General features: G+C 65.4%; 19 protein-coding genes. 6 read left to right on the forward strand and 13 right to left on the reverse strand.

All coding sequences use genetic code 11. The annotated features are described in order from the left end of the window. Window positions 1-146 precede the first annotated feature (146 nt). From fliF to X268_RS26390, 6 genes are all read left to right on the forward strand, one after another. Entirely contained in the window at window positions 147-1,760 is a 1,614-nt protein-coding gene (fliF, locus tag X268_RS26365) for a flagellar basal-body MS-ring/collar protein FliF (protein ID WP_128927637.1), read from the forward strand. Between the two features lie 30 nt (window positions 1,761-1,790). Then, on the forward strand, window positions 1,791-2,888 hold the full coding sequence (fliG, locus tag X268_RS26370; protein ID WP_128927638.1) for a flagellar motor switch protein FliG: 1,098 nt from the start codon (window positions 1,791-1,793) through the stop codon (window positions 2,886-2,888). Further along, window positions 2,888-3,517: a FliH/SctL family protein gene (locus X268_RS26375; RefSeq protein ID WP_128927639.1), complete on the forward strand. Its 630-nt coding sequence runs from the start codon at window positions 2,888-2,890 to the stop codon at window positions 3,515-3,517. Before fliG ends, X268_RS26375 begins: the two co-directional genes overlap by 1 nt. Continuing rightward, window positions 3,514-3,864, forward strand: a complete 351-nt coding sequence (fliN, locus tag X268_RS26380; protein WP_128927640.1) for a flagellar motor switch protein FliN — start codon at window positions 3,514-3,516, stop codon at window positions 3,862-3,864. Before X268_RS26375 ends, fliN begins: the two co-directional genes overlap by 4 nt. A gap of 51 nt (window positions 3,865-3,915) precedes the next feature. After that, on the forward strand, window positions 3,916-5,301 hold the full coding sequence (gene flbD, locus X268_RS26385; RefSeq protein ID WP_128927641.1) for a sigma-54-dependent transcriptional regulator FlbD: 1,386 nt from the start codon (window positions 3,916-3,918) through the stop codon (window positions 5,299-5,301). A 166-nt stretch (window positions 5,302-5,467) separates the two neighbouring features. Beyond that, window positions 5,468-6,616: a M20 family metallopeptidase gene (locus tag X268_RS26390; protein WP_128927642.1), complete on the forward strand. Its 1,149-nt coding sequence runs from the start codon at window positions 5,468-5,470 to the stop codon at window positions 6,614-6,616. A 113-nt stretch (window positions 6,617-6,729) separates the two neighbouring features. Here the strand turns inward: X268_RS26390 and X268_RS39655 are convergent, their stop codons facing one another. From X268_RS39655 to X268_RS26445, 13 genes are all read right to left on the reverse strand, one after another. Next, window positions 6,730-6,888: a hypothetical protein gene (locus X268_RS39655; RefSeq protein WP_164718287.1), complete on the reverse strand. Its 159-nt coding sequence runs from the start codon at window positions 6,886-6,888 to the stop codon at window positions 6,730-6,732. Between the two features lie 96 nt (window positions 6,889-6,984). Beyond that, window positions 6,985-7,566 carry a flavin reductase family protein gene (locus X268_RS26395; RefSeq protein ID WP_128927643.1) on the reverse strand — a complete coding sequence of 194 codons (582 nt, stop codon included), beginning with the start codon at window positions 7,564-7,566 and terminating at the stop codon, window positions 6,985-6,987. A gap of 33 nt (window positions 7,567-7,599) precedes the next feature. Beyond that, window positions 7,600-8,463: an ATP-binding cassette domain-containing protein gene (locus tag X268_RS26400; protein ID WP_128927644.1), complete on the reverse strand. Its 864-nt coding sequence runs from the start codon at window positions 8,461-8,463 to the stop codon at window positions 7,600-7,602. Window positions 8,464-8,483: 20 nt separating this feature from the next. After that, window positions 8,484-9,290, reverse strand: coding sequence for an aliphatic sulfonate ABC transporter permease SsuC (gene ssuC, locus X268_RS26405; RefSeq protein ID WP_128927645.1), 807 nt, complete (start codon window positions 9,288-9,290; stop codon window positions 8,484-8,486). Next, the gene (ssuD, locus tag X268_RS26410) at window positions 9,287-10,450 is read right to left on the reverse strand and encodes an FMNH2-dependent alkanesulfonate monooxygenase (protein WP_128927646.1); all 1,164 of its coding nucleotides are present in this window, start codon (window positions 10,448-10,450) and stop codon (window positions 9,287-9,289) included. The genes ssuC and ssuD overlap by 4 nt, the downstream gene beginning before the upstream one ends. Before the next feature lie 10 nt (window positions 10,451-10,460). Next, a complete protein-coding gene (locus X268_RS40585) occupies window positions 10,461-10,583 on the reverse strand; it encodes a hypothetical protein (RefSeq protein WP_283818277.1) in 123 nt (40 codons plus the stop codon). Between the two features lie 2 nt (window positions 10,584-10,585). Continuing rightward, window positions 10,586-11,536 (reverse strand): sulfonate ABC transporter substrate-binding protein, encoded by a 951-nt coding sequence (locus X268_RS26415; protein ID WP_128927647.1) that lies wholly within the window; start codon window positions 11,534-11,536, stop codon window positions 10,586-10,588. A 498-nt stretch (window positions 11,537-12,034) separates the two neighbouring features. After that, a complete protein-coding gene (locus X268_RS26420; RefSeq protein WP_128927648.1) occupies window positions 12,035-13,201 on the reverse strand; it encodes a cytochrome P450 in 1,167 nt (388 codons plus the stop codon). Window positions 13,202-13,318: 117 nt separating this feature from the next. Next, window positions 13,319-14,293 (reverse strand): tRNA dihydrouridine(20/20a) synthase DusA, encoded by a 975-nt coding sequence (gene dusA, locus X268_RS26425; protein WP_128927649.1) that lies wholly within the window; start codon window positions 14,291-14,293, stop codon window positions 13,319-13,321. Window positions 14,294-14,582: 289 nt separating this feature from the next. Beyond that, window positions 14,583-15,344 carry an SDR family NAD(P)-dependent oxidoreductase gene (locus X268_RS26430; RefSeq protein ID WP_128927650.1) on the reverse strand — a complete coding sequence of 254 codons (762 nt, stop codon included), beginning with the start codon at window positions 15,342-15,344 and terminating at the stop codon, window positions 14,583-14,585. Between the two features lie 22 nt (window positions 15,345-15,366). Then, window positions 15,367-17,106 (reverse strand): nitrilase-related carbon-nitrogen hydrolase, encoded by a 1,740-nt coding sequence (locus tag X268_RS26435; RefSeq protein ID WP_128927651.1) that lies wholly within the window; start codon window positions 17,104-17,106, stop codon window positions 15,367-15,369. Between the two features lie 13 nt (window positions 17,107-17,119). Continuing rightward, complete coding sequence (locus X268_RS26440) at window positions 17,120-18,109, reverse strand: acetamidase/formamidase family protein (RefSeq protein WP_128927652.1); 990 nt, start codon at window positions 18,107-18,109, stop codon at window positions 17,120-17,122. Window positions 18,110-18,140: 31 nt separating this feature from the next. Beyond that, window positions 18,141-18,860 (reverse strand): ABC transporter ATP-binding protein, encoded by a 720-nt coding sequence (locus X268_RS26445; protein WP_128929392.1) that lies wholly within the window; start codon window positions 18,858-18,860, stop codon window positions 18,141-18,143.

Below are 18,860 nucleotides of genomic sequence, written 5' to 3' on the forward strand. Positions count from 1 at the left end.
CCTCGCCCTGCGAGGCCGATTTTTTTCATGTCGCCACTTTTGTCCGACCTCTTAACCTTCGTTAACCATATCGAAACCATCACCTAGGCAATAATTGCCCAGTCGGCCTTTCCCGTGAATGCGGCCGAAGCTGTTGGGGCGGTTGCTTGCAAGGTCTTGCGGACTTTTTGAAGAGTATCGGTGCCGCCCGGTTCGGGGCAATGATCGCGGTCACCGCCGCGCTCATCGGCTTCTTCGCGTTCGTCATCATGCGTGTCACCACGCCGCAGATGACGACGCTGTTCACCGACCTCAGCGTCGAAGATTCATCGAGCATTATCAAGGACCTGGAACGCCAGGGCATCCAGTTCGAGATCCGCAATGAGGGCAGCATCATCATGGTGCCCAAGGACAAGGTGACGCGGCTGCGGATGAAGCTTGCCGAGGGCGGCCTGCCCAAGGGCGGCGGCGTCGGCTACGAGGTGTTCGACAAGTCCGACGCCCTCGGCACCACCTCCTTCGTCCAGAACATCAATCACCTTCGCGCCCTGGAAGGCGAGCTCGCCCGCACCATTCGTGCCATCGACCGCATCCAGGCTGCCCGCGTCCATCTGGTGCTGCCCGAGCGCCCGCTGTTTGCGCGCGAAGCGCCGGAGCCGTCGGCCTCGATCGTGGTGCGTGTCCGCGGCGCGCTGGAAGCCCAGCAGATCCGCGCCATCCGCCACCTGGTCGCCTCCGCCGTCAACGGTCTGAAGCCGCAGCGGGTCTCGATCGTCGACGAGGCCGGCCAGCTGCTCGCCGACGGGGCTGCGACCGATCCGGAGCAGGCGGTCGGCGACGAGCGCCGCATCGCCTTCGAGAAGCGGATGCGCAAACAGGTCGAGGACATCGTCTCCTCCGTGGTCGGCTCGGGCCGCGCCCGCGTGCAGCTCTCCGCCGATTTCGACTTCAACAAGGTCACCCAGACCTCGGACAAGTACGACCCCGAAGGCCGCGTGCTGCGCTCGAGCCAGACCCGCGAAGAGCAGAGCATGACCGCCGACAACAACGGCCAGGTCACCGTCAACAACGAGCTGCCCGGCAATCAGCAGAACAGCGGCGCCACGGCCAAGGACCAAAGCAAGAAGACCGAAGAGACCAACAATTACGAGATCTCCCGCACCACCAAGACCGAGGTGACTGAGGCCGGCCGGGTCAACCGCATTTCGGTCGCGGTGCTGGTCGACGGCATCTATTCCAAGAACGAGAAGGGCGAGCTGGCCTATCAGGACCGGACCAAGGAGCAGCTCGACCGCATCGCCACGCTGGTGCGCTCGGCCATTGGCTTCGACCAGAAGCGCGGCGACCAGGTCGAGGTCGTCAATCTGCGCTTTGCCGATGCGCCCTCCACCGCCCCGATCGGCGAGCCCAGCGGCTTCCTCGGCATGCTGCAGTTCACCAAGGACGACGTCATGTACTTCGTCGAGCTTGGCGTGATGATGCTGCTCGGCCTGGTCGTGCTGTTCCTGGTGATCCGTCCGCTGGTCAAGCGCATCCTCGCCTCCGACGAGGTCGCCGCCGCCATTTCCGGCGTCCTGCCCGGCCCCGCCGTCTCGGACGAGGCGGCTCCCGCCTCCGGCCAGCCGATGCTGCCGAGCGGCGCCGCAAGCGCGATCGACGTCGCCACCATCCAGGGCCAGGTCCACGCCCAATCCGTTCACCGCGTCGGCGAGCTCGCCGAGCGCAACCCCAACGAGACCGTCGCAATCATCCGCCAGTGGCTGACCGAACCAGCCAAGTAATCCGCCAAGTGAATCAAGAAGTGATCTGACATGGCCGCCAGTCTGCAAAACGCCAATTCGAACGACATCACCAGCGTGATCTCCACGCTGGGTCAGCGAGCGGGCAGCCGCGCCGCCGATGGCAAGGGCCTCGCGCAGCTGCCCGGGCCGAAGCGTGCCGCAATCCTGATGCTGGCGCTGGGCGAGCAATATGGCGGCAAGATCTGGGGCCTGCTCGACGACGACGAAGTGCGCCAGCTCTCACTCGAGATGTCGACGCTCGGCACCGTCGAGGTCGACACGGTCGAGGACATGCTGCTCGAATTCGTCTCGCGCATGTCGGCCTCGGGCGCGCTGATGGGCAATTTCGACGCCACCGAGCGGCTGCTGCAGCAGTATTTGCCGCCGGAGCGCGTCAACGGCATCATGGACGAGATCCGCGGCCCCGCCGGGCGCAACATGTGGGAGAAGCTCTCCAACGTGCAGGAAGAGGTTCTCGCCAATTACCTGAAGAACGAATATCCGCAGACCATCGCCGTGGTGCTGTCCAAGCTGAAGTCCGAGCATGCCGCCCGCGTGCTCGGCATCCTGCCCGAGGAGCTCGCGCTCGACGTCGTCAACCGCATGCTGAAAATGGAGGCGGTGCAGAAGGAGGTGATCGAGAGCGTGGAGAAGACGCTGCGCACCGAATTCATGTCCAACCTGTCGCAGACCCGCCGCCGCGATGCCCACGAGGTCATGGCGGAAATCTTCAACAATTTCGACCGCCAGACCGAAACCCGCTTCATCACCTCGCTGGAAGAAGACAACCGCGAATCGGCCGAGCGCATCAAGGCGCTGATGTTCACCTTCGACGATCTCGTGAAGCTCGATTCCGGGTCCGCCCAGACGCTGATGCGCAACGTCGACAAGGATAAGCTCGGCGTCGCGCTCAAGAGCGCCAATGAGGACGTCCGCAACTTCTTCTTCGGCAACATGTCCTCGCGCGCGGCCAAGATGCTGCAGGACGACATGGCGGCGATGGGCCCGGTCCGCCTGCGCGACGTCGACGAGGCCCAGGCGCTGCTGGTCAACCTCGCCAAGGACCTCGCCGCCAAGGGCGAGATCATGCTGACCAAGAACCGCGCCGACGACGAACTGGTGTACTGATGGCAGCTCCGGCAAAATTCCTGTTCGATACCGACTTCGCGGCGCCCGAGCGGGCGACGCGGGAGAAGGCCGCGACCGCCGCCGAGATCGCCCAGAAGGTCGCGGAAGCCGAAGCGCGCGCCTATCAGGAAGGCTTCGCCGCCGGTCAGCGCGAGGCCAAGGCCGAGAGCGACCGCCGCGTCGCGCTCGCCATGGAGGAGATCAACATCGGCATCCGCGGCATCGCGACCGGCATCGGCAGCATCGAATCCAAGATGGAAACCGAGGCGGTCGACGTCGCGGTCGCCGTCGCGCGCAAGCTGTGCGCCGACCTGGTCGCCGCCGAGCCGCTCGGCGAGATCGTCGCGCTGGTCAAGGACTGCTTCTCGCACCTGGTCGCGACGCCACATCTCGTCGTCCGCATCAATGACGCGCTCTACGACAGCGCTCGCGAGAAGATCGAGCGGCTCGCCAAGCAGAGCGGCTTCGAGGGACGGCTGGTGATCCTGGCCGAGCCTGAAATTGCCACCGGCGATTGCCGGATCGAATGGGCCGATGGCGGCGTTGTGCTGGAACGCGGCGCCATCGCGGCCAAGATCGACGAAATGGTCGGACGCTATATCGCGTCCCGCAAGGGAGCTAACCCATGAGCGACACCGACGGACAGGTCCCGCTGCCCGATCTCAACGGCCCGATGCCGCCCACCGGCACGGACGTCGGCTACAGCGAGGACGAATATGCGGCGCGCGCCGCCGCCGACCTCGAGGCGGTGTTCGACGTTCCCGTACAGGTCTCGGCCGTGCTCGGCCGCTCCAAGATGGACGTCGGCGAGCTGCTCAAGCTCGGACCCGGCACCGTGCTCGAGCTCGACCGGCGCGTCGGCGAGGCCATCGACATCTACGTCAACAACAAGCTGGTCGCCCGCGGCGAGGTCGTCCTGGTCGAGGACAAGCTCGGCGTGACCATGACGGAAATCATCAAGGCCGAGCGCGGCTGACACGCAAGGACATGACGCGCGACGGCGCGAGCAGACGGACAGGAGACTGACATGCGGCTTCTCATCGTTGGCACATTGAAGGGCCAGCTCACCACGGCCACCAAAATCGCGATGGAGAACGGCGCCACCGTGACCCACGCCGAGGATCACGAGCAGGCGATGCGCGTGCTGCGCGGGGGCAAGGGCGCCGACCTCCTGCTGGTCGACGTCGCCCTCGACATCCGCGACCTCGTGCTGCGGCTGGAAGCCGAGCACATCCACGCGCCGATCGTCGCCTGCGGCATCACCAACGACGCCCGCGCCGCGGTTGCCGCGATTCACGCCGGCGCCAAGGAATACATCCCGCTGCCGCCGGATCCGGAGCTGATCGCCGCGGTGCTGGCCGCCGTTGCCAACGATTCCCGCGAGCTGGTCTATCGCGACGAGGCCATGGCCCGCGTCATCAAGCTGGCGCAGCAGATCGCGGGCTCGGACGCCTCGGTGATGATCACCGGCGAATCCGGCACCGGCAAGGAAGTGCTGGCGCGCTACGTCCACACCCGCTCGGCCCGCGCCAAGCGCCCGTTCATCTCGATCAACTGCGCCGCGATCCCCGAGCATCTCCTGGAATCCGAGCTGTTCGGCCACGAGAAGGGCGCCTTCACCGGCGCGGTCGCGCGCCGCATCGGCAAGTTCGAGGAAGCGACCGGCGGCACTCTGCTGCTCGACGAAATCTCGGAGATGGACGTCCGTTTGCAATCGAAACTGCTGCGCGCCATCCAGGAGCGCGTGATCGACCGCGTCGGCGGCACCAAGCCGGTGCCGGTCGACATCCGCATCATCGCGACCTCGAACCGCAACCTCGCCGAGGCCGTGCGCGAAGGCACGTTCCGCGAGGATCTGCTGTTCCGCCTCAACGTCGTGAACCTGAAGATCCCGCCGCTGCGCGAGCGTCCGGCCGACATTCTGGAGCTCGCCCAGCATTTCGTGAAGAAATATGCCGAGGCCAACGGCGTGCCGCTGCGCCCGATTTCGGCGGAGGCGCGCCGCGTGCTCTCGGCCAACCGCTGGCAGGGCAACGTCCGCGAGCTCGAGAACACCATGCACCGCGCGGTGCTGATGGCGCAGGGCGACGAGATCGGCGCCGATGCCATCATCACGCCGGACGGCGACCGTCTCGACCTCGCCAAGACCGCACCGGCCGTGGCCCACGCCACGATGGCCGCCGAGCAGGTGACGCGGGCGCTGGTGGGACGCACCGTCGCCGACGTCGAGCGCGACCTGATCCTGGAGACCCTGAAGCATTGCCTCGGCAACCGGACCCATGCCGCCAACATCCTCGGCATTTCGATCCGCACGCTGCGCAACAAGCTCAACGAATATTCCGACGGCGGCATCCCGATCCCGCCGGCGGGCACGCCCGGCGAATATCCGCGTATGCCGATGATGGGGGCTTGAGGCGGCTCCATGCTGATCGACAATGTGAATGCCCGGGCGAAGTCCCGGGCATTTTGTTTTAAGGGTGAGATCAGCACCAGCGGACATGGCCGCACCGCGTTCCCCGACTAGGTCCCGCCGGCACAACGCCCTATAACCCCGCGTGAGAACCAACGCGAGGGACCACATGTCTGAAGCTCAAATCACGGACTGGCTGGCGTCGCAGAAGCAGGCCATGGTCGATCTGCTCCGCGACGTCGTGAACATCGATTCCGGCTCCTATGACAAGGAAGGCGTCGATGCGGTCGGTGCGCGGTTCGAGCGGCATTTTGCCGAGCACGGCATCCCGTTCCGGCGCGAGGCCGATGCCACCTTCGGCGATGCGATCCACGCCGAGGTGGCAAAGCCCGGGAGCAACGAGAAGCCGGTGCTGTTGATGGGACATCGCGACACCGTGTTCGGCAAGGGCGAGGCCGGGCGGCGGCCGTTCACCATCAAGGACGGACGCGCCTATGGACCCGGCGTCGCCGACATGAAGTCCGGCCTCGTCATGAACGTGTTCGTCGCGACCGCCTTCCACAAATTCGGCGGCTCACCGCATCCGATCAAGGTGCTGATCACCTCGGACGAAGAGATCGGCTCGCCCTCCTCCCGGCCGGTGATCGAGCGCGAAGGCCGCGCCGCGCGTGCCGTGTTCAATTCCGAGCCGGGCCGCCCCACGGGCAATGTCGTCACGGGGCGCAAGGGCGGCATCTTCATGCATCTCGCCATCACCGGCAAAGCCGCGCATTCCGGAGCCAATTTCGCCGCCGGCGTCAGCGCGATCGGCGAGCTCGCGCACAAGATCGTGCAGATCCACGCCCTGACCGATCTCGACAAGGGCATCACGCTCAATGTCGGCCTCGTCGCGGGCGGGCAGTCCGTCAACACGACGGCGCCTTACGCCGAGGGCCAGATCGACCTGCGCTACGTCGAGCCCAGAGATCGGGCGACCGTGATGGCAGCGATCGAAAAGATCGTCGCGACGTCCTATGTGCCGGGCACGAGCGCAACGCTGACCATCAAGGGCGAGTTCGTGCCGGTGGTGCAGAGCGCCGATTCCAAGGCGCTGTTCGAGGGCTATCAGGCGGCGGCACGGCAGGTCGGCCTCACCACGCTGCAGGGCGAGTTCTCGGGCGGCTGCGCCGATTCCGGCTTCACCGCTGCGGTCGGCACGCCGACCATCTGCGGGCTCGGACCGGTCGGAGGGCTGGCGCACACCCCGGAGGAATATCTCGAGATCGACAGCATCGTGCCGCGCGCGCAGGCGCTTGCGCTGGCGATTTTGCGGGGATGAGTGCCGTCGTCATTCCGGGGCGATCCAAAGCATCGAACTATGGTGCGCAGTTGCGCACCTGAGAATCTCGAGATTCCGGGTTCGCGCTACCGCGCGCCCCGGAATGACCGGGATCACGAATAACTCGGCGCGTCCGGCTTGCGGAAGATGTGGATGGGATCGCCGGGGATGATCACCGGCTGGCCCGAGAACATCGCATAGGCGTAGAGCGCGAGATAGGCGATCGCGAGCGCACCGACGGCGTAGAAAGCGAAGGTCGCGATACGCTTCATCGATCCGCTCCATTGCCGTCCCGAAACGGGAGGTTCCGGGCGCTTCTAGAGCGATAAGACGAAAAACGCCAGCGTGCGCACCCCTACCGGTGGCGATCAAACGCCGCGCCGGCTGCGCGCGGGAACGCTGACATCCGCAAGCGTCGCCGCGTCCTCGTCCTGGTCGACCGCCACGTACCGGCCGTGCCAATAGGCCAGCGCCGCCGTGCGGGTCGAACTCCTGATGTCCCTGACACGGCCGATGACGATGCCGTGCGAGTGCCGCTCCACGATCTCCTCGACCTCGCAATCGAAGGCCGACAGCGCGCCGACCAGCAGCGGAACGCCGGAGACCGCCGTCACCCATTTGGCACCCGCGAACCGATCGGGACCCTTCAACCCACCCTTGCCGGCAAAACGTTCGGCGACGTCGAGCTGGTCGGCGTTCAGGATGTTCACGCCGAAGGCGCCGTGGCGCCGGATCAAGGGGAACGACGAGGCATCGCGGTTGATGCTGACCAGCAGCGTCGGCGGCTCGACCGACAGCGAGGTCACCGAGGTCACGGTCATGCCGGTGACGTCCTTGCCCCGCCCGGCGGTGATGACGCTGACGCCGCCGGTGAGGTGGCGCATGGCGCCGCGAAAATCGGCGGACGAGACGGGGATGTCAGTCATGAGATCGCGGGGCACTACATTCATGGCATTGCTCCCCGAAAGCGGGGTTCCCTGTATCTAGGTACGATCGTCCGCCGATAACAGGTGGCTCAGGATCGAGCCTTCGAGGCCTGCGAGCTCGGCCGAACCGCGCTGGCGCGGCCGGGCGGCGTTAACCGTGACGTCATGGGCGATGCGGCCGTCCTCGATCACGAGCACGCGATCTGCCATCGCAACCGCCTCGGTGACGTCATGGGTGACCAGGATCGCGGTAAAGCCCTGGTCGCGCCAGACGCGCTCCAGCAGGCGCTGCATGGAGATGCGGGTCAGCGCGTCCAGCGCGCCGAGCGGCTCGTCGAAGGCAAGCACGCGCGGACGGGACACCAGCGCGCGGGCAAGCGCGACGCGCTGCTTCTGGCCGCCCGACAGCACCGAGGGCCACTGGTCGCGCTTGTCGGCGAGCCCGACCTCCGTCAACGCCTTTTCGGCGCGCGCATGCGCGTCTTGAGAGGCGCGATCGCGGCCGAGCCCGACCTCGACATTGGCGAGCACGCGGGCCCAGGGCAGCAGCCGCGGCTCCTGAAACATCACGCGGATGTCCTCAGGCTGAATGTCTTTTGGCTGAATGTCCTGGCCGAAGCTGATGCTGCCGGCGTCGATCTTGTCGAGGCCGGCGATCAAGCGCAGCAAGGTGCTCTTGCCGCAGCCGCTCTTGCCCACGATGGCGACGAACTGGCCGGCGGGGATGTGCAGATCGATACCGCGCAGCACCTCGTTGCTGCCGAAGGATTTGCGCAAGCCCCGGATGCTGAGCGGCAGGCCGCCGGCCTGCGCTCGCTGTTCTTCTTGCCGCTCCTCGCGCACGATGCGGGCGTGAGGCGCGGAATTGGCGCGGCTGGCGAGCTCGGTCTCGGGAAGGGAGGTACGAAGCGCTGTCTGCATGTGATTCCCGGTACTTTCGCTCAATGTTTCTGGAAGGCGGGGTGCCAGGCGAGCGTCAGACGCTCCAGCACGCGGGAGGCGCTGTCGGCGAGCTTGCCGAGCAAAGCGTAGATCAGGATCGAGAGCACGACGACATCGATCAGCATGAACTCGCGCGCCTGCATCGCCATGTAGCCGAGCCCCGAGGACGCCGCGATGGTCTCGGCGACGATCAGGGTCAGCCACATGATGCCGAGCGCAAAGCGGATGCCGACGAAGATCGAAGGCAGCGCGCCCGGGAAGATCACGCGGCGGAACAGTTCGCCGTCGGTCATGCCGTAGATGCGGCCCATCTCGATCAGCTGCGGATCGACCGTGCGGATACCGTGCAGCGTGTTGAGATAGATCGGGAAGAACACCCCCAGCGCCACCAGGAACAGCTTGGCGCTCTCGTCGATGCCGAACCACAGGATGACCAGCGGGATCAGCGCAAGATGCGGCACGTTGCGTACCATCTGAAGCGTAGTGTCGGTGAGCTTGGCCGAGAGCTGCGACAGGCCGTTGGCGAGGCCGAAGGCAAAGCCGATGCTGCCGCCGATCAGAAAGCCGATCGAGGCGCGCCAGAACGAGACCCAGATGTTGCGGACGAGCTCGCCGGACAGCAGCAGCTTCCACCCCGAGAGCACGACGTCGCTCGGGGCCGGCAGCACGCGCGTCGGCACGAAGCCGGTGACGCTCGCGACCTGCCAGATCGCGATGATGGCAAGCGGCACGATCCACTGGACCAGGCCATCGACCCGCGGCAGCCGGACGCTGCGCGGGAGTGGGATGCTATCGATCAGGCTCATGATTGCGACACCCGGTGCTGCGGACGGAAATCGCTGCCGACCGTCTCGCCGAAAGGACCGCCGTTGAAGTGGAGCTTGGTGACGTTGCTCGGCTGCTCCAGCGAGAGCAGCGGGAAGACCAGCTCGGCAAAGCGATAGGCTTCCTCAAGATGCGGGTAGCCCGACATGATGAAGGTATCGATGCCGAGATCATGATACTCCCTGATGCGGGCGGCCACCGTCGCGGCGTCGCCGACCAGCGCCGTGCCGGCGCCGCCGCGGACGAGGCCGACGCCAGCCCACAGGTTCGGGGCGATCTCAAGCTTGTCGCGCTTGCCGCCATGGAGCTGCGCCATGCGCTGCTGACCGACGGAATCCATGCGAGCAAAGTTCTTCTGCGCCAGCGCAATGGTGTCGTCGCTGACATGCCTGATCAGCTCGTTGGCGGCACGCCAGGCTTCTTCGTTGGTCTCGCGGACGATGACATGAAGGCGGATGCCGAAGGAGAGCTTCCGGCCGCGGGCGGCAGCGACCTCCCTCACCTTCGCGATCTTCTCGGCGACGAGCGCCGGCGGCTCGCCCCAGGTGAGATATTTGTCGACGGTATCGACGGCGACGTCGATGCCGGCATCCGAGGAGCCGCCGAAATAGAGCGGCGGCCGCGGCGACTGCACGGGGGGAAACAGCAGCTTGCCGCCGTCGATGCGGATGTGCTTGCCCTCGGCATTCACGGTCTTGCCGGCGAGCAGATCGCTGTAGACATTCAGGAACTCGCGGGTGACCTCGTAGCGTTCGTCATGGCCGAGGAAGACGCCGTCGCCCTTGTTCTCGACGGGATCGCCGCCGGTGACGACGTTGACGAGCAGCCGGCCGTTCGAGATGCGGTCGAGCGTTGCGGTCATGCGCGCCGCCACGCTCGGCGATTGCAAGCCGGGGCGCACGGCGACGAGATAGCGCAGCCGCTCGGTGAACGGCGCGACCGACGAGGCGACGATCCACGAATCCTCGCAGGACCGCCCGGTCGGCAGCAGCACACCGAAATAGCCGAGTTGATCGGCGGCCTGCGCGATCTGGCGCAGGTAATTGAAGTTGACCTCGCGGCCGCCGATGCCGGTGCCGAGATAGCGGCCGTCGCCGTGGGTCGGCAGGAACCAGAGGATGTTGGCGTTCGGTTGACTCATCGATGTGCCCCTAGCCGTACGACGTGCCGACCGCAGCGGCGACGATGCCGATCGACAGCATGATGGCTGCGATCAGACGTTGAAGAATATGCTTCATCTCTAGACCTTTTTGGACGGGAAGGCTGGTCGGCACGGTCAGGCTGCCGGGTTGCGCCAGACGATGTCGCGGATCTGAACCGGCTTCGGGATCAGGCCGAGCTTGTAGAAGCGATCGGCGACGCCCTGCTGGGTCACCACGATGTCGTCGGTGACGGGCCCGATCACGAAGTTCGCGCGGTTGGCCGCGACGGTCTGGATATCCAGGGGAACGCCGGTGATCGCGGCTAGCGATCTGGCGACCTCGTCGCGGTGCTGCTCGGCCCATCTGCCCGCCGCGGTCGTCACGTCGACGATCTGCTGCAAGATCGTCCCGTGGTTCTTCGCGAACTCGCGGTTGGCGATGTAGAAGGAGTTGGTCTTGGTGACCTCGCGCGCATTGATCAGAATGCGGCCGTTCTGCCTGGTCTCGCCGATCGCAAAATACGGATCCCAGATCGCCCAGGCCTCGATGCTGCCATTGGCAAAGGCCGGGCCCGCATCCGGCGGCGTCAGATAGACCGAGGTGATGTCGGCATAGGTGAGGCCGGCCTTCTCCAGCGTCTGCACCACGACGTTGTGGGCGCTGGAGCCCTTGGTGAAGCCGACGCGCTTGCCCTTGAGGCCGGCAATGTCGCGGATTGACGAATCCCTGGGCACCAGGATGCCCTGCCCGTTGGTGATGGGCTGACCGGCGGCATAGACGATCGCGGCTCCCGCGGCCTGCGCGAACACCGGCGGGGGATCGCCGACCGCGCCAAAGTCCACGCTGCCGACGTTCATCGCCTCCATCATCGGCGGGCCCGAGGAGAACTCGATCCATTTCACCTCGATGCCTTGCGGCGTGAAATGTTTTTCCAGGGACGCCTGCTGGCGCGCGATCACCAGCACGCCGGTCTTCTGGTAGCCGATACGAATTTCCTTCACCGCGCCCTGGGCGATTGCAGGCGAGGCAATCGCTGCAGTGGCCGCAGCTCCGATCGACAGCTTGAGAAAGTCACGACGTTGCATTCCACACTCCCGGCCGCGCGCGGCCGTTGCTCGTTCGCATGCGAGAATGATGGTGCGGGTTGTCGAATGTGTCGAGACGTCCAGAAAAATAGCGATGCGAGCACTGCGCGCGCGGCAGTGCGCATGATTAATCTTTCAAGCGGCCGCGACGTCGCAGAGGGATTTTTATCGCACGCGAATGTGAGCGCCGCGCGAGTCTGCCGAGGCGCGGCGGAGCGCTGGAACCGAAAATGTCGAAAACAACCCCATGCACAGTAGACGGCGATAGCGCGATCAATGACTTAGGCGGCAGGTAATTTGCGCCGCAGGCAAGACAATTTGCGTCGTCGGACAAAACAGGAGCATGATGGCATGATCGCGGCCTAAGAGCATTTTCGGTTCTGATTGAATCAGAACCGAAGCTCTAGCTTCTTGTTTTGACGCGTTTTCTTCGCGCGAACCGGTGTCCACTTCGCTCGAAAACGCTCTAAGAGCGTTCGGGCAAGACGCAAGCTCGTCCTAATGCAGCCATCGCACCGGCAAATTCTGCAGGCCCCGAAACGCCCAACCGCCAATCCGCACCGGCTCGTCGTCGGCGATCTCGAGCTTCTTCGCCCGCGTAAACACGGTCGGCAGCGCGACGTCGGCGATCATGGCGCGGGATGCGAAGGCGCCGGCGCAGAAATGGGGACCGGCGCCGAAGGCGACGCTCTTGGTCACGTCGCGGCGCAGGTCGAACTCGTCGGCGCGGTCGAAATGCTTCTCGTCGCGATTGGCGGAGCCGAACATCAGGAACACGCGCTCATCAAGCTCGAAGGCGACGTCACGGATGGTCCAGGGCTTTGCGATGCGGCGCGGCGACATCCCGATCGGCGAGATCCAGCGGGCGTATTCCTCGAACGCCTGCAGCCAGGTCACTTCACCGCGAAGGACCAAGTCGAGCTGGTCGGGATGGGTCAAAAGCGCCCACACCGTGCCGGCGATGGCCTTGCGCGGTTCGTTCTGTCCGCCTGAGATCGCGAGCTTGACGTTGGCGCGCACGCTCTCCATCGGCATGCCCGAGGCGAGTAGAACCCCGAGGATGCTCTGGTCGGGATGCTTGCGCATCACCGGCAGGATGTCGTCGATCGCAGCATCGATGCCCGACGTCGCGGCATGGCAGCGCGCCTCGACATCGGGATCGCCGGCGTAATTGGCGATGCCCTCGATCATGCCCTGCGACCAGGCGTCCATGTCGCCAAAGCCGATATTGGTGAGGCCGGTGATCGACTTCAGGCATTCGCCGGAGAATGGCAGCGCGAAGTCGCGCATGAAGTCGCCCCGCCCCGGCTCGATCGCATCGATGATGCGATCGGCATGGGCCTGGAACACTGCGGTCCAATGCGCCTTCACCGTCTTCGGCGACACCGTCGGGAACATCGCACGCCGCTCGACCTGATGCGCCTCGCCGTCCTTGCGCATCATGTTGTGCCCCATCAGCCGGTTCATCAGGCCGGCGGGCTGGTGCGAGGAGAACACGTCGATCTGCTTCTCGGAGATCGAGATGTCGTCGCGGCTGGTCAGCAGCGTCGAGCCGAGCTGCGGCACGAAGGCGATCGGCGCCTCCTTGCGCATTTTTGCGAGCATCGGATAGGGATCGGCCCAGAACGCGACGGGATCGATGTCGATGCGTGGCGCGGTGCTCAAGCTTCGCTCCCTTGCTATATCCCCGTCGACCAAAACGTGACTGGGATAAAACCTAGCGCGTTCAGGCGCCGCCGTCTGTCCCCAGCGATTGGGACAGGGCGTCACTGGGCGCGTCTACTAGGCAGCCTGCCGAAATGCGACTTTGGCGATCGCATCGCTCAGGACATCGCCGCCTGCACCCGGACGCGTGCCCTGCTCGGCGAGATGGCGACGGAAGGCCCGCGCGCCGGGCACGGCATGAAATGCGCCGACGAAGTGCCGCGTGATCGCATGCAGCCGAGTGCCGCGCGCGAGCTGCTGCTCGATATAGGGCTTCATCGCCTCGAGCGCGGCCTGCATGGACCCATGCGGGGCCGCTTCGCCAAAAATCTCGGAGTCGACGGAGAGCAGCCGCCACGGTTCCTGATAGGCAGCGCGGCCGAGCATCACGCCGTCGACATGTTCGAGATGCGCCTTCGCTTCCTCGATTCCGGAAATCCCGCCGTTGATGATGACGGGCACGTCGGGCATCGCGCGCTTGAGCCGATAGACGCGGTCGTAGTCGAGCGGCGGGATGTCGCGGGTCTCCTTCGGCGACAGACCGTTGAGCCAGGCCTTGCGGGCATGCACGATCAGCGCATCGCAGCCGGAGGCGACCACCGCGCGCGCAAGCGCGTCGAGCGCCACTTCAGGATCCTGATGGTCAATGCCAATGCGGCATTTCACCGTGACGGGAACCGCGACCGCGCGCTTCATCGCCTCAACGCACCTCGCCACCAGCTCGGGCTCCGCCATCAGGCAGGCGCCGAAGCGGCCGTCCTTCACGCGATCCGACGGACAGCCGACATTGAGATTGATCTCGTCATAGCCGAACGCCTCGCCGATCTGCGCAGCCTGCGCCAGCTCGCGGGGATCCGACCCGCCAAGCTGAAGCGCGACCGGATGCTCGACCGCGTCGAACCCAAGCAGCCGCTCGCGGTCGCCGTGAATGATGGCTCCGGTCGTCAGCATCTCCGTGTACAGCAGCGCCCGCCGCGTCAGATGGCGATGGAATACCCGACAGTGCCGGTCGGTCCAATCCATCATCGGGGCAACACTGAATTTGTATTTCATATCAATGACTTAAACGAATTGCCGTCCCAATGCAACGGCGCGCGACTGAATTTTTCCTCAGCATATTCAAGCGCATATCTGATGGTTCGGATTCCGGAGCGCGTTCTGCGCGCCGAAGGCGTGCCAGGCGATATCACCGGACGGATGGGCTGGACAAGCGGCCTCGGCGCGCAGGCTGTCTATTGGCGCCGCACGATTGCGGTCGAGCTCCGGGGCACGCGGTGGTCGACGCCAACAAGGGCGTCGACTGCGTCCTGCCAAGGTCCCGCATGCCGTGATTGCGCCCTTGCTAGAACTGGACGCCACGCGTCAGCGCACCGTCGACGACGAGGTTCGTCCCGGTGATGAAGCTCGCCGCGCGGCTCGCCAGGAACACCACCGCATTGGCCATTTCCTGCGGCGTACCCATCCGTCCCGTCGGATTGAGCGCCAGCGCGGTCTTGTAGAGCTCGGGGTTGTTGTCCTTGATCATGTTCCAGACCCCACCCTCGAAATAGGTGTTGCCGGGCGAGACCGAATTGGCGCGGATGCCCTTCGCCGCGAGCTGATTGGCCAGGCCTTGCGTGTAATGGATGATCGCCGCCTTGAAGGTGCCGTAGGGACCGGCGGCAAAATCGACCTCGCGGCCGGAGACGCTGGAGATGGTGACGATCGCGCCGGCCTTGCTCTTCTCCAGATACGGCATGGCCGCGTTCCCCAGCCGCACCGTGCCCATCATGTCGGTCGAGAATTCCTTCTGCCAGCTCTCGTCGTCCTGTCCGATCGCGAGCGCGCTGACATTGGCGACGACGACGTCGATGCCGCCGAGCTTTGACGCCATATCGCCGACCCAGGCCTTCAGGACCGCCGCATCGGCAACGTCGACCGCGCCGCCATAGGCCGCAACGCCCTTGGCCTTGAGCGAAGCGACGGTGCTTTCGACCTCAGCCAGATTACGGGAGCACACCCCGACATCGGCGCCCTCGGCGGCAAATGTTTCGGCGATCGCCCGGCCGATTCCCTTGGTGCTTCCCGTGACGAGAACTTTTGCGCCCTTGAGTCCCAGATCCATGGTCCGCTTCCTTCTTCTTGGTTCAGTAGTTGCTCGCCGCCATTTTGACCAATCCACGATAGCTGTGCGGCATGCGCATCGAGACCAGGTCCTTTCGGCGCACGACATTGGTCGGATAGACGCTGTCGAGATTGGTGGTGTCGACCAATGCGGTTGCAAGGCCCGTGCCGCCGGCCGCGATCGCCTCACGCCGCGGAAACGCGAACGTGTCGGGCCCGAACACGCCGCTCAGCCCGGGATAGAAGCGTTCGGGATCGGCGACATTGGCGAAGGCGAAGAACAGATTGTTCTCGCCGGCGCGAACGCGCAGATGATGCCAGTGATGCGGATCCGGACCAGTCGGAATCGGTCTCGGCTGCTCGATTTCCGTGCCGGCATGCGACGAACTGAAGCGGCCCTTGATCGCGGCAGGACAGGCGATGAGATCGCAGCCGCGCAGCGCCAGCACCCGGCCCGCCTCCGGAAACGAGGCGTCGTGGCCGATCAACAGGCCGATGCGGCCGATCGGCGTGTCCACGATGGTCCAGCCTTCTCCCGCGGTCGCCCAGCTTCGCTCGTCGGTGGTGAGATGCGTCTTGCGATAGAGCGAGATGTCCCCGTCCGGAGCGACAAGGCAGGCGCTGTTGTAGAGCGTGTCGCCGGCGCGCTCCGCGAGGCCGCAGACGAGATAGAGACCCAGCTCCGCGGCGAGCTCCTCCAGGCGATCGGTCACCAGACCGGGTATCGGCTGCGCCGACGCCGCGGGATCGCCGAGACCGGTGACCGCGAGCTCCGGGAACACGACGAGGTCGGCGCCTTCGGCGCCGGCCTTGCGTGCGAGTGCCGCGATCTCCGCGAGATTCTGGTCGATGTCGTCGCCAGGCGCAAATTGCGCGACGCTGACCCGCGATGTCTTGCCGGGCGGCCACGGCTCGTGGCCATAGAGGCCGAAGAAGTCGCGCGGATTCCAGCTGAACGTATCGGTCAGCAGCTCCGGATAGAGTTCCGGCCGGCGCTGCGCGAAGACGGCTTCGCCGAGCACGCGGCGCGACCGCGCGGCGTCGAGATCGATCTCCGACAGCAGCACGCCGTCGCCCTTGTCGAGCACGGCGATCACCTGCCCGTCCGGCGCGATCACGCAGCTGCCTCCGCTGAACTGCACGGTGCGCTCGAGCCCCCAGCGGTTGCTCTCGATGACGTAGCAGCCGTTCTCGAAGGCGCGGCTGATCCAGTAAGGCGCCGGCGTGCGTTCCGCCAGCCAGTTCGAAATGTGGCAGATGACGTCGGCGCCGCCGAGCGCCATCAGCCGCGCGGTCTCCACGAAGTGGATGTCCATGCAGATCAGCAGTGCGATGCGGCCGATCGGGGTCTCGAACACCTGGTTGTGCAGGTCGCCGGCCGCGGCCCATTTCGGCTCGGAGATGTAAGGATGCGTCTTGCGGTGACGGCCGACGATGCCGTCCGGCCCGATCAGGACGGCGGTGTTGAAATAGATGTTGTCCTCGTCGACCTCGGGCATACCGACCACGATGTAGCAGTCATGCTTGCGCGCCAGCGCTGCAAAGCGGCTCGTGGTCGGGCCCGGGATGGTCTCGACGAACGGCGCAACCTCGGCCCGGTCGAACCAGCAATAACCCGTCGTTCCCATCTCCGGCGTGACGATCAGCTTTGCACCGGCGGCCGCCGCCTGCTCGCAGAGCTCGAGCAGGCGGGCGATGTTGCCCGCCTTCTCGAACATGGTCGGCTCGAACTGGATGGCGGCGACCTTGTGAATGGTGGACATGAGCAGGCCTGCCTCAACCGAGATAGGACTTCTTGATCGAAGCACCCAACGTGTATTTGGGATCGACCATGTTGCCGAGCCTGACCCGACCGGCCTGGGTCAGCAGCATGTAGGCGTCGATCTCGTCGAAACCGTAGTCCGCCGCCATCCAGCGGCAGAGCTCGCGATAGGCGATGCGGGCCGCATCCTCCATCGGCCGGGCCGAGCCGATGGTCATGATGAAGTCCTTCGTTTCCAGCCGCGGCCAGGCGATGGTCCAGTTCTTGATGAGATCGACCTGCACCGTGGTCACGGTCGGATGCTCGATGGCGACGCCGCAGAGCTCGCCATCGCCCTGCGCGGCGTGGCAATCGCCGAGATAGAGCAGCGCGCCCTTGGTGTTGACCGGCAGGTAGATGATGGCGCCGACGCCGACATCCGGCAGGTCCATGTTGCCGCCGTAGTAATCGGGGACCAGCGAAGAGATTGCCTCGATCTCCGGCGAGGTGCCGATGGTGCCGATGAACGGCTCATAAGGCAGCGTGATCTTGTCGTTCCATTTTGTGCCGGTCTTGGCGTCGATCTCGAGCTTCTTGACCCGCTCCGGCAGCGCCGGGTTGAGCAGCGCCGTGTTGCCCGTGCTGACCAGGCCACCGAACTCCGGCATGATCACCGTGGTGCCACGCGGCTGCGGGCCGCGCGGCACGATGCTCTCGATGTAGACCGCGAGCGTGTCGCCCTTCTCGGCGCCGTTGACGTGGATCGGGCCGTTCTGCGGATTGAGGAACGGGAAGTTGAGGATCTTCGACGGGCTGTCGGTCTCCTTCTTGATGCCGCCCTCGAACGCATCATGGGTCTCCGCGGAGACGACCGCACCGGGATCGACGGTCAGCACCGGCTTTACATAGGGGCCATAGACATAATGGTACTTGCCCTGCTCGCCCTCGGTGATGGTGTACGCCGTGCCGCCCTCGCCTTTGGCGACGCCCTTGCGGGCCATGATGGAGTCTTTCTGCCAGGACATTTGCTTTTCTCCTTCTGTCGTTGGCTCGTCTTCAAACCGCGAGATGGCGACGCATCTCGGCCGCATCGTCGAGCGCCGCGCGATCGAGGTTCGCGACGATGCGGCCCTTGTCCATGACGTAGCAGCGCTGCGCCATGGCGCGGATCATGTCGAGATTCTGCTCGACCAGGATGATGGTCACGCCGGTCCTGCGGTTGAGCTCGACCATGTTGCGCGCGATGTCCTGGACGATGTTGGGCTGGATGCCCTCCGAGGGCTCGTCGAGCAGGATCAGACTGGGATCGGCAATCAGCACCCGGCCGATCGCAAGCTGCTGCTGCTGGCCCCCGGACATGGTGCCGGCGCGCTGATGCCAGCGCTCTTCGAGGATTGGAAAGGCCTCGACGATCTTGCGCCGGCCCGCTTCGGGAATGCCGCCGCCCTTGATCGCGGCGCCAACGGCGACGTTCTCGCCGACGGTCAGGCGCGGAAACACGTCGCGCCCTTGCGGTACATAGCCCATGCCGAGACGCGCCCGCTTGTGCGCGGCCAGGGATTCCACGGCTTCACCACGATAGACGATCGAGCCGCTCATCGCCGGTACGAGCCCGATCAGGCTTTTCATCAGCGTCGACTTGCCGACGCCGTTGCGGCCGATCACGGCGACGATCTCGCCTTCGCGCACCTCGATCTCGAGGCCCTGGAGCACCGGCTTGCCGCCATAGCCGGCGCGCAATCCCAGGGTCGAGAGGATCACTTCCTTGCGCGGCAT

The sequence above is a fragment of the Bradyrhizobium guangxiense genome (assembly GCF_004114915.1).
Taxonomy (GTDB): Bacteria; Pseudomonadota; Alphaproteobacteria; order Rhizobiales; family Xanthobacteraceae; genus Bradyrhizobium; species Bradyrhizobium guangxiense.